Origin of the sequence: Streptomyces sp. NPDC056503, from assembly GCF_042794995.1 — a bacterium.
Lineage (GTDB): Bacteria > Actinomycetota > Actinomycetes > Streptomycetales > Streptomycetaceae > Streptomyces.
The window spans coordinates 1-11,061 of record NZ_JBHTST010000199.1; the positions used below are offsets into that span (position 1 = coordinate 1).

General features: G+C 73.4%; 6 protein-coding genes. 2 read left to right on the forward strand and 4 right to left on the reverse strand.

Annotated features, from left to right (window positions below):
* Window positions 1-43 precede the first annotated feature (43 nt).
* The 3 genes from ACFQ8C_RS34895 to ACFQ8C_RS34905 form a co-directional block, all read right to left on the reverse strand.
* Window positions 44-1,306 carry an RICIN domain-containing protein gene (locus tag ACFQ8C_RS34895; protein ID WP_383465652.1) on the reverse strand — a complete coding sequence of 421 codons (1,263 nt, stop codon included), beginning with the start codon at window positions 1,304-1,306 and terminating at the stop codon, window positions 44-46.
* Window positions 1,303-3,516 carry an RICIN domain-containing protein gene (locus ACFQ8C_RS34900; RefSeq protein WP_383465654.1) on the reverse strand — a complete coding sequence of 738 codons (2,214 nt, stop codon included), beginning with the start codon at window positions 3,514-3,516 and terminating at the stop codon, window positions 1,303-1,305. The genes ACFQ8C_RS34895 and ACFQ8C_RS34900 overlap by 4 nt, the downstream gene beginning before the upstream one ends.
* An 87-nt stretch (window positions 3,517-3,603) precedes the next feature.
* Window positions 3,604-4,995 (reverse strand): ricin-type beta-trefoil lectin domain protein, encoded by a 1,392-nt coding sequence (locus ACFQ8C_RS34905; RefSeq protein ID WP_383465656.1) that lies wholly within the window; start codon window positions 4,993-4,995, stop codon window positions 3,604-3,606.
* 299 nt (window positions 4,996-5,294) lie between these two features.
* Here ACFQ8C_RS34905 and ACFQ8C_RS34910 point away from each other — a divergent pair, with 299 nt between their 5' ends.
* Window positions 5,295-6,269, forward strand: a complete 975-nt coding sequence (locus ACFQ8C_RS34910; RefSeq protein WP_383465658.1) for a LacI family DNA-binding transcriptional regulator — start codon at window positions 5,295-5,297, stop codon at window positions 6,267-6,269.
* A 222-nt stretch (window positions 6,270-6,491) separates the two neighbouring features.
* Here ACFQ8C_RS34910 and ACFQ8C_RS34915 read toward each other — a convergent pair whose 3' ends face one another.
* Window positions 6,492-10,280 (reverse strand): hypothetical protein, encoded by a 3,789-nt coding sequence (locus tag ACFQ8C_RS34915; RefSeq protein WP_383465660.1) that lies wholly within the window; start codon window positions 10,278-10,280, stop codon window positions 6,492-6,494.
* Between the two features lie 217 nt (window positions 10,281-10,497).
* On the opposite strand from ACFQ8C_RS34915, the gene ACFQ8C_RS34920 reads away from it, so the two are divergent.
* Complete coding sequence (locus tag ACFQ8C_RS34920; RefSeq protein WP_383465662.1) at window positions 10,498-11,022, forward strand: hypothetical protein; 525 nt, start codon at window positions 10,498-10,500, stop codon at window positions 11,020-11,022.
* Window positions 11,023-11,061 lie beyond the last annotated feature (39 nt).

Consider the following 11,061-nt stretch of genomic DNA (forward strand, 5'->3'; position numbering starts at 1 on the left):
GCCGTGTGGCGGGCGCGGGCCCTCGGCCGTACCGGGGTGTGCGTCAGGGCTGGGGCGTGAGGCGGAAGCTCTGGGCGGCCGAGTCGTCGCAGGGGCGTTGGACGAGGGGGACGGAGTTGCCGGCGGCCGTGGTGGCGACGGCGAGGCACTTGCCGCTGTGGCGGGCGACGAAGTGGTGGGTGCCGGCGGGTTCGGGGACGGCCTTCCACTGCTGGTTCGCGCCGCCTCCGTAGGTCCAGAGCTGGACGGGGGCGTTGTCGGCGGTCGAACGGTCGGTGACGTCCAGGACCTGGTCGGGGTCGTTGCGGTTCGCCAGGCGGACGTGGCCGCCGTCGGTGGGGGTGAGCCGGAACTGCTGGGCGGCGGTGCCGTTGCAGGTGTACTGCTGGACGACCGTGCCGTCGGCGGTGGCCGCGGCGCGGGCGTCGGCGCAGAGTCCGTTGGCCTGGGAGGTGAGCGTGTACCAGGGGTCGGTGGTCACGGGGGCGCCGCCCAGCCACTTGAGGGCGTCGACGAGGAGCCGGTTCTGGGTGGCGGAGGCGAAGGTCGAGGAGGTGCGGGTGTCGGTGGCGTAGTTCATCGCGTTGTGGCCGAAGTTGGCGTACAGCATGCGGTAGCGGCTGTTCGTCCAGACGATCGGGTAGTCGCCGCCGTACCAGGACTGGTTCGGGTCGGTGCCGAGCGGGAAGCTCGACGGGTCGACCGAGGCGAGGACCTTGATGGAGGGGTCGGCCCGCAGGTTCTTGGACCAGCTGTACCACTCGCTGACGGCGGAGGTCCATGTCGCGGGCAGGGCGGCCGCGGCCGGGTGGCCCGCGTTCTCGGTGCGCAGGACCGCGGTGGTCGGGCCCCAGGTGTTGGAGCGGAAGTTCCCGCTGCCGAGGAAGTCGTCGTAGTACCAGCTCCAGGCGGAGGCGTCGGTGGTGAAGGCGGAGACGTGGAAGCCGAGCCAGGCGCCGCCGCCGCGCATGTAGCGCTCGAAGCCGGCGCGCTGGGCGGCGGTCTTCGGGGCGTCGTCGAGGAAGAGGACGACGTCGTAGGCGTCGACTCCGCCGTTGGCGAGGAGGTTCCAGTCGGTGGAGGGGGTGTAGGTGAAGTTGTTCGCCGCGGCCGTGCGCGGGAACCACTCGTCGGCTTCTTCGACGAAGTCGATGTGGGCGGCGTCCCAGGTGCCGCTGGCGAGGGCGAGGACCTTGAAGTCGGGGGCGGCGGGCGCCGCCGGGGCCGCGTGGACGGTGGCGGTGCCGGTCGCGGTGGCGAGGACCAGGGCGAGGAGGCCGAGGAGCGCGGTCAGGAGTCTCCTCACGGGTGGCTCACCAGGTTCGCGACGTTGGTGGAGGAGTTGGACGGTCCTCCGCGGTCGTTGACGACGTGGCGGATGGTGCCGGTGCCGCCGAGCGAGACGGTGACCATGCTGCGGAACCGGACGTCGGGCCGGTTGGGGGCTTCGATGGCGCGTTCGGCGGTGACGCTCGGGTTGACGTTGAAGTAGCAGTAGCTGCCGAGGCCGTACGCCTGGTGGCTGGTCACGGAGTCGGCGACCTTGTAGGCGGCGTAGCCCTGGGTGGTGCCGTTCATCCAGGCGGCCTGGTTGGGCGGGTCGTACGGCATCTCGTTCTGGTAGAAGTACGTGCGGCCGCGGTTGCCGTTCCAGACGGTCTGGTACTTCTGGTAGTGCTCGACGAACAGGCCGTACATGGTGACGTCGTCGCCGTTGACGACGAGTCCGGTGTCGCCGGTGTTGACGGTCCAGCCGATGCCGGTGCCGTGGTCGCCGCGCCAGATCCACATGTGGTCGCCGATGACGTGGTCGCTGTTGACGACGACGCTGGTGGTGGCCTTGCCGACGGCCGCGCCGCCGACGCGGACGTACACGTCGTGGAGCGAGGTGGGGTTGGCCGCGTGGGAGGCCGCGGAGCCGGCGGGGCCCACTTCGAGGAGAACCGGCGAGTTGACCGTGCCCGCGTCGAAGAGGATGCCCGCGATCTTGACGCCGTCGACGTCGGCGACGGTCATCGCCTTGACGCCGTTGTCGGGGACGAAGGTGGCGAGGCCGAGGCCGAGGACCACGGTGTCGGGGCGGGTGACCCGGAGCGTCTGGTCGAGGTGGTAGACGCCGGGGGTGACGAGGAGGTTCCTGCCCGCGTCGAGGGCGCTGTTGATCTGGGCGGCGGTGGCGCCGGGCTTGACGACGAAGAACGTGTCCATGCCGAGCCGGGTGCCCTCGGGGGCGCCGGTGGTCCAGCCCGCGCCGGTGGAGTCGGTGCGGACCGGAGGCACGACCACCTGGTACGCGCCGGCGGTGTCGACCGTGAGGTAGGGCTTCTCGCGGGTGACGGGGGCGCGGTCGACCGTGGTGTGCGGCGGGCTGGGGAAGCTGGTGGCGGGGACGCCCTGGCTGCCGACGAAGACCATGTTCCAGTTGGATCCGGTCCAGCTGCCGAGCTGGGAGTTGCGGGTGAGCCACTGCTGCTGGGTGCCGGAGCGGACCTGGCCGTCGATCCTGCTGTCGGCGAGGTAGCCGCCGCTGGACCAGCCGCCGTCGCTGAGCTCCAGGTTGCCGCGGACGTGCATGCGGCGGTAGGCCGAGGCCTGGGAGACGGCCCAGCGGTCGGTGCCGCCGGTGGGGGTCACGGAGAGGTTCTCGGCGCCGCGCCAGAAGTTCTGGGTGGCGTTCTGCGGCGGGAACCAGTCGGCCTCGACGTGGACGGCGCCGTTGATGGTGACCGAGTCGGGTGACGGGCCGAGGCCGAGGACCTGGGTGTAGAAGCCGACGTTGACGTCGTTGGCGTAGGTGCCGGGCTTGAAGAGGACGGCGTAGCGTTCCTGGCCGAACTGGTTGGTCTCCTGCCGGCGGAAGAGGGTGTCCAGGCGGCCCTGCACGGTCGTGGAGGGCATGGACGGGTCGAGGACGACGACGTTCGGGCCGAGGTCGACGTCGCCGGGCGGGGTGCTGACCGGAGTGGCCTGGAAGCGCTGGGCGGCGGTGCCGTTGCAGGTGTACTGGACGAGCTGTACGGAGTCGGCGGTGGAGGCGGCGGGGACGTCGAGGCACTTGCCGCTGTGCCGGTTGACGAACCGGAAGGCCCCTCCCCCGTCGTCGACGGCCTGCCACTGCTGGTTCGCGCCGCCTCCGTAGGTCCACAGGTGGACGGGGGCGTTGTCGGCGGTGGAGACGTCCTTCACGTCGACGACCTGCGCCGGGTCGTTCCGGTTCCCGATCCGGACGTAGCCGTCGGTGGTGGGGGTGACCGTCCACTGCTGGGCGGTGGTGGTGTTGCAGCCGTACTGCTGGACGGCCGTGCCGTTCGCGGTCGACGCGGCCTTGGCGTCGAGGCACTTGCCGCTGCCGCTGTTCACGAGGGTGATCCAGCCGGTGGGCGGTGCGGCGGCCGCCGCCGAGGGGGCGGCCGTGGCCGGGGTGGGCGCGAGGCCGACGACGGTGGAGCAGACCGCGGCGGCCGCGGCGAGGAGGGCGCCCAGACGGCGGCGCGGAGGGGGTGGGGACAGGGGCATGGAAGTCCTCTGGAGGTGTGGGGGTCTGAGGGCGTGGGGGTGCTGGGTGTGTGTGGGGTGCTGTGTGTGGGGGGTGCTGTGTGTGGGTCAGCCCGTGTAGCCGGCGAGGATCCGGGTGAAGTCCCAGGGCTGCTGGGCGACGCCGGAGCAGGTGTCGGCGCCGCCGCCGGTGCACGGCCGGTCGCGGTTGACGGACCAGAAGGTGAGCCGGGCGAGGTGGCGCTGCTGGGCGTAGGCCAGGATGGTGCGGAAGTCGTTCTGGGTGATGGTCTCGCCGACGTCGGTGACGCCGTTCATCGAGGAGATGCCGGTGTGGCGGTAGGCCTGGTCGTCGGTGTAGCCGTAGGCGTTCTTGACGGCGGTCTTCAGGCCTTCGGCGGCCCGGGTGGACAGGGTGCCCATGTTCTGGCCGTTGCCGCCGAAGTTGAACGGCATGATGGTCCAGGCGTCGACGGTGAGGCCGGCCGCGGCGGCGCGGTCGACGAGGCCGGTGTCGGGGCCGTTCTGGCCGGTGCCGAAGGTGACGTAGACCTTGAGGCCGGGGTTGTTCGCCTTGACGGTCCTCAGGGCGTCGACGGTCCGCTGCTGGACGGTGGGGCTGTCGTAGGCGGCGGCTTCGATGTCGATGTCGATCGCCTTGAGTCCGTAGGCGCTGATGACCTTCTGGTACGCGGCGGCCAGCTCGCCGGCGCTGGAGCAGGAGCTCTCCAGCTTGTTGCCGCTCCAGCCGCCGAAGGACGGGATGACGTCGCCGCCGGCGGCGCGGACGGTGGTGACGGTCTGCTGGTCGACACCGCCGACGAGGGGGCGGTTGCCGTCCCACTGGGGGTTGCAGTAGCCGTTGCTGAGGACGAAGGCGAGGGTGAACCACTTGACGCCGGTGGCGTTCATGACCGTGGTCGGGCTCGGCGGGCTGCCCCAGCCGTTGTACAGGTAGGGGGCGACCGCCATGTTCCCGCCGGTCCCGGGGTCGGTGCCGCCGGGCGCGGGAGCGGTCCACTTCTGGTTGGCGGCGCCCGTACAGGTCCAGAGCTGGAGGGGGGTGCCGTTGGCGGAGCTGTTGCCGGTGGCGTCCAGGCACTTGTCGGCCTGGGGGTTGACGATGTCGCGGGCGGCGGTGACGGACCAGCGCTGGGCGGCGGAGCCGTTGCAGTCCCACAGCTGGATCCGGGTGCCGTTGGCGGTGCCGCCGGAGGCGGCGTCCAGGCACTTGCCGAGGGCCTTGACGGTGCCGTCGGAGCCGACGTCCCAGGTCTGGGCGGTGGTGCCGTTGCAGTCGTAGAGCTGGACGGCGGTGCCGTTGGCGGGGTTGGCGCCGGCGACGTCGACGCACGTGCCGCCGATGCCGGTGATCCGGCCGGCGGCGGCCTCGGCGGGGGTGCCGGAGGCGAACGTGAGGCTGCCGGCGGCGAGGGCGAGCGCGGCCAGGGTCAGTGGCAGGCGGCCGGTGGTGCGGTGGGGGTGCGTGGGGGGACGCATGGGGGTCCTCTCGACAGGCGGACGGGCTCGTCGGTGGGGCACGGAGCGAGCGATCGCCGTTCACAGCTGTGAATCGGTTTCGCTTTCCGAGCCGGGAACCTAAAGGTCTGAACCAGACACGTCAAGAGGTGGTTCCTTCGGCTGTTGAACGAGCAACTCTGTTTTCCGGCACCGCTGTTGAGTTTTCGTCAGTCCTGACGTGAAGTCTTGACGCCAAGCCCCCGCGCTTGTTGACTCACGTCCATCGCCTCGGAACCGGTTCCGACAGCGATGTCACGCCCTTCCGAGGAGGTCCGTCGATGCCGGTCACGATCTCCGACGTCGCACGTGCCGCCGGGGTCAGCAAGAGCACGGTCTCCCGGGTCCTCAACACCGGGGCCGAGGTCGACGTCGCCACCGCCGCCCGTGTTCGAGAAGTGATCGCGGGGCTCGGCTACGTCCCCCGGTCGGGAGCCGTCGGACTCGCCCGGGGCAGCAGCCGCACCATCGGCATGTTCACCCCCTCCCTGACCTGGCCGTGGATGGGCGAGGTGCTCCAGGGCGTCGCCGACACCGTCGAGGCCGCCGGATACGGCATGCTGCTCCACACCTCCGGCGGCGGCCCCCGCTCGATGGCCCACTTCACGGCCCAGGTGTCCGCCCGGGCCTTCGACGGACTCCTGGTGATCGTGCCCGAGGACAGCCTCGGTGCCGTCACGGAGATGCGGCGGCGCGGCATGCCCGTCGTCCTCATCGACGACCACGGCCACCCCCGCCCCGGCCTCCCCCACGTCGCCACCACCAACCGCGCGGGCGGCGCCGCCGCGGCCGCCCGGCTGCTGGCCTCGGGCCGCCGGCGGCCGCTGGTGATCACGGGCCCGCCCCGCTTCGGCTGCGTACGCGAGCGGCTCGACGGGTTCGCGTCCGTCCTTCCCGCCTCGCTGGTACTCGACGGCGAGTTCACCGAGGAGACGGGGCGCCGGGCCGTCGAGCGCGCTCTCGCCCAAGGGGTCGCCTTCGACGCGGTGTTCGCGCACAACGACCTCATCGCGGCCGGCGCGCTCCGTGCCCTGCGGGCGTCCGGACGCGCCGTGCCGGACGACGTCGCCGTCGTGGGCTTCGACGATCTGCCGATGGCCCGGCACACCGAGCCGGCGCTGACCACGGTCCGTCAGCCGATGCGCGAGATGGGCCGGGCCGCGGCGCGGTTGCTGCTCTCCGGGCTCGGCGGCGCGGCGCTGCCGGACGAGCCCCTCGTGATCCCCACGGAACTCGTCGTGCGCGATTCCGCCTGACCCCGGGAGCGCCCGCCCTTCGTTTCCGAAAGCGAAGGGCGGGTGGGTCCGATGGACGAGTGGGCACGTGAGGTGCCGAGGGGACCCGGATGCCGCCCACCCGGCACCCGGCACCCGGCACCCGGCACCCGCTAGCCGTTACCCGCCCGCACCGCCGGCGGCGTACGTGCCGCGGTCCCCGCACCGGACCCGGGCGGTGCCTCGTCCGTGGGTGACGGGCGGTCAGCAGGTGGGCCGGTACGGCAGACCGTTCACATGGATGCGCCACTCCTCCCGGTCGAGCCCGCCGCCCGCCCGTCGGCACACGTCGGTCGCGGCGGCGCCCGGGGTGACGTCGATCCGCTGGAGCGGCGCGTGCGCCCCGGCCACCCGGAGGGTCGTGCCGTCCGGGGAGAAGGCGAGGTCGTGCACGCTGTCGCCGACGGTGGGGAGCGGGGAGCCCACGGGCAGGTGGGAGCCGAGGTCCCAGAGCTGGACGACGTCGTCGTCGTGGGCGACCGCCAGGGTGCGGCCGTCCGGGGAGAAGGCGAGGGCGCTGACCGGTTCCTCACCCAGGTCGGCACGGGTCAGCACACCGAGGCCGCGCTCGACGCCGCCGTCCCACAGGGTGACGCGGCCCGCCCACTCCCCGGCGGCGAGGTACCGGCCGTCGCCGCTGAACTCCAGCAACCGGACGGCCGCGCCGGGACTCTGCGCCCGCGGAACCGCCGCCGTGCGGGGCAGGTCGACGACCTCGCCCGCGAGCGTGACCATCAACCGGCCGTCGGGGCGGACGGTGAAGCCGCGGCCCTTGAGCCCCGCCACCTTCCCGGTCACCCGTCCCCGCACGGGATCCCAGAACTCGACCCCCGACGGACTGCCCGGCAGGACCACCCGGCCGTCCGGCGCGAGGGCGATCTCCGTCCAGCGGTCCGGAGGTTCACCGGACAGCGCGACCGGGCCCCGCCGCCCGACGTCCCAGAGACCGATCTTCCTGGCGAAGCCCAACCCCTTGGTGGAATAGGCGAATTGCCTGCCGTCGGGGCGGAACGCCAGTGACACCTCGCAGGGTGGTCCGAGATACGCCGGTACGCCGGGGGACGGCCGTGACCGGCAGGACAGCCCGGGCAGTTCGGCGACCGGTGTGCCGGTGTTCCCGTCGACGAGTCCGAAGCGGGCGATCCCGTCCGCTCCGGGCGGGTCCACGGTGGCGAGCACGCGTCCGTCCGGGCCGAACGCCGCCTTCAGCGAGGCGACCGGCCGCCAGTCCGCCCGTACCGCGCGGCTGACGTCGAGCGTACGGACCACGGGTTCCGCTCCCGGCTCGGGTCCCGCCAGGAAACGCAACCGGCCGGTCCGCGGGTCCACCCTCGGTTCGGCCGGGAACTCGCCGTTGGTCGGATGGATCACGAGCGGCCGGTCCGAGGCGTCCAGCCGCCACAGCAGCACCTCGGTCTGGCTCTGCGCGACGAGGTAGCCGTCGTCCGTGCTGGAACCGATCCGCACCACCTTGCGGTACTCCAGCGACGGCCGTTCGACACCGTCGTCGATGTCCCAGAGCCGGATGTCCCCCTCGTGGACATGCGCCAGCACGCGGCCGCCGGCGACGAACCGGTACCTCTCCTCACGGCAGTCCCGGTCGGAGGTCCACCCGACGGTCGACCTCTTCCGCTCGACGACGTCCCAGAGTTCCAGCGGTCGCCCGGCCACGCAGAAGGCGAGCCTCCGGCCGTCCGGACTGACCGCCACGTCCGGGGTGTCCGGGGCGAGCGGGCGGCGTTCCCTCGCCTGCCGCTCCATCGTCCCCTGCTCCACCTGGACGCCCGTCGAGTCCGCCGCCGCGTCCCTGGGCGCCCGCAGCCCCATGAGCGCCCGCCCGGTCCGCGCGTCCCACAGCGTGATCACGTACTCGGTGGCCGTGTGGTCGTACCCGACGACCTGCCGTCCGCTCGGGCTCATCTCCGCGCCGCCGGCCGCCGGGCCGAGCACGAGGTCGGGCCGCCGCCCCGAGAGGTCGCGGACCGCGACCCGGCCGGCGCGCTCCCCCGTCGCCCCGTCCGGGAAGTAGGTGACCAGGTCCCCGTCCCCCCGCTTGAATCCGGCCCGGTCCACGTCCTCGCCGAGCCCCGGGAAGGAACGCAGGACCTCGCCGGTCTCCACGTCGCGGACGGTGACGCGATCCCGGCCGATGCTCGTGAGGGTACGGCCGTCGGAGCCGAGGGAGCGGACCGTACGCGGGTCGCCGTCGGGGTCCTCGAACGCGTCCAGCTCCCGCTGGGCCATGCCGCTCAGCACCGCGGACCGGGTCTCCGGCAGGTCGGCGAGGCGCCAGGCCGCCAGCCCGAGCCGCATCGCCGTACGCGGGTCGGACGACCGGAGGCTGCTCGCGACGCCGGCCATCCGGCGGGCCTCGGCCTCGACGCTCCGCCGCTCGCCGACCCGGTTCTGCTGCCAGGCGACCAGACCCGCCGTCAGGGCCAGGGCGAGGACGGCGCAGAGCACGGCGGTGAGCGACCGACGGCGGCGCCGCTCGCGGCTGTCCGCACCGCTGCTCGCGGTGAGGAACTCCCGCTCCAGCGAGGTGAGATCGTCCGGGACACCGTCCACCACCGGGAAGCGCTCCGCCGCCGTGGACAGCCGCACCCCCCGGTACAGCGCACCGCCGTCCCGGCCGAGCGAGACCCAGGCGTCGGCGGCCTCGGTGAGGCGGCGCTGGACGTGCAGACGCTCACGGTCCTCGTCGATCCAGCCGCGCAGCCGGGGCCACGCGGTGAGCAGCGCCTCGTGCGCGAGGTCGACGGTCGACCCGTCGAGGGTGACCAGCCGGGCGCGGGCCAGCCGTTCGAGGACGAGCGCGGTGTCCGGCGCGGCGACCTCGAACTCGGCGCGGTCGGCGGGGCGGCGGGTGTCCTGGGTGCCCTGGCCCGGCGCGACCAGCCGCAGCAGCACCCGGCGGGCGGTCGCGGCCTGGGCGGGGGTGAGCCGGGCGTGGAACTCCTCGGCGGAGCGGGCGAGCGCGCCGTGCAGGCCGCCGGCCTCCTCGTAGGCGCTCTCGGCGAGGGTGCGGCCGTGCCGGCGGCGCCAGGTCTCCCGCAGCGCGTGCGACAGCAGCGGCAGGCCGCCCGGCGCGTCGGCCAGGTCACGCACGATCCGGGCGGTGAGCGAGCGCTCGACGACCAGGCCCCGGGCGGCCGCCGGCCGCACGACCACCTCGCGCAGCTCCTCGGGACTCATCGGCGTGACCAGCTGGGTGGTGTCCCGGATGGCCTCCGCGAGCGGGCCGTGGGCGGCGCAGTGTCCGAAGAAGTCGGCCCGCACCGCGATCACCACGCGGGCGCCGCGCCCCGGCTCGGCGGCCGCGAGCAGCAGGTCGAGGAAGCGGGCGCGCTCCGCGGCGTCGGCGCAGAGCGTGAACGCCTCCTCGAACTGGTCGACGAGCAGCACCGCGCCCCGGCCGACGCGTTCCGGCGTGAGCAGCCGCGCGTGGGTGCGGGCCGGGCGGGGGCCGGGGGTGAGGACGTGGATACCGGTCGGCCGGTGCGGGCCCGGCTCCTCGCGCAGGGCGGGCACCAGGCCGGCGCGCAGCAGCGAGGACTTGCCGCTGCCGGACGCCCCGACCAGCGCGACGACCCGCCGTTCCCGCACCAGGGTGACGAGCCCGGCGAGCAGGCGCTCGCGTCCGAAGAACAGCTCCCGGTCCTCGGCCTCGAACCGGGCGAGGCCGAGGTAGGGCGCCCCGGCCGGGTCGTCGGCCGCCGCCCGCTCGGTCAGTTCGCGGCTCGTCCGCCGCCAGCGTTCGGCCCACTCGTCCGGATCGCCGCCGCACGCGCCGACGTAGGCGAGGGCCACCGGCAGGGTCGCCAGCCGGTCTCCGGAGGCGGCCTGGGCGAGAGCCGCCGCCGAGTAGTGGGCCCGGGCCGCCATCGCCCGGTAGGTGAGGCCGCCGGCCTCCTGGCGGAGCAGGCGTAACTCGTACGCGAACCGCTCCACGGGCCCGTCCGCCGGATCCAGCGGCCGTTCACGACGTCCCACCGTTTCTCCCCCGTCCCGCGTACCGCGTCCCCCGACGCCGAACCCGGCCACGGTAGGCCCGGGATTCCGGGGCGGCAAGGATCCCTCGTGCGAGGTCGGCCGGTTGTCCACAGTGGTCGGAGGGGTCTGCTGGACAACGTCGCGACGGCGAAAACTGAGGTCACGGCGACAGTCGCCGCCCGGATCGACGCGATCCGCAGACCGAGGGGAACCCCACATGCACGCACGGAGGAAGGCCGCGTTCGCACTGGCTTCGGCGGCCGCCATGGCCGGCACGCTGCTGGCGACGGCACCGCCCGCCCAGGCGTACGGGACACTGGACGTCCGCTACGCCCGGGTGGACACGGACAACTGCGACAGGATCAGCGGAACCCTCCCGGTCACGCCCGCCCCCGGCGGGTGCTACCTGTACGACTCCCTCGACGACACCTACTTCGAGAAGGACGCGGACGGCGAGGCCCTCAAGGTCGAAGTGCGGAACGCGGGCCGGCTCGTCTCCAAGGTGGAGTTCCACCCGAAGGGCGAGAACCTCTGGATCTACGACCCGGCCGCCGACGGCGACACCGTCTACGTCCGGCTCTGGACGAAGACCCACGGCTGGTCGGCCGTCTTCTACGCGACGGGTGACCAGAACCCGCACGTGGTCCCGTTCGACTTCGCGGAGGGCGAGAACGTCCTCATCGAGATCTACGACCACTCCGACGCGACCGACCGGATCGCGAGCTTCTCGGCCCGCGCCTGACCCGCGGCGAGCGGCCGGCCCGGGGCGTTGTCCCCGGGC

Excerpts from the sequence above, each read along its gene's own strand:
- ACFQ8C_RS34900 (WP_383465654.1), bottom strand. The coding sequence starts at position 3,516 with ATGCCCCTGTCCCCACCCCCTCCGCGCCGCCGTCTGGGCGCCCTCCTC.
- ACFQ8C_RS34905 (WP_383465656.1), bottom strand. The coding sequence starts at position 4,995 with ATGCGTCCCCCCACGCACCCCCACCGCACCACCGGCCGCCTGCCACTG.
- ACFQ8C_RS34910 (WP_383465658.1), top strand. The coding sequence starts at position 5,295 with ATGCCGGTCACGATCTCCGACGTCGCACGTGCCGCCGGGGTCAGCAAG.
- ACFQ8C_RS34920 (WP_383465662.1), top strand. The coding sequence starts at position 10,498 with ATGCACGCACGGAGGAAGGCCGCGTTCGCACTGGCTTCGGCGGCCGCC.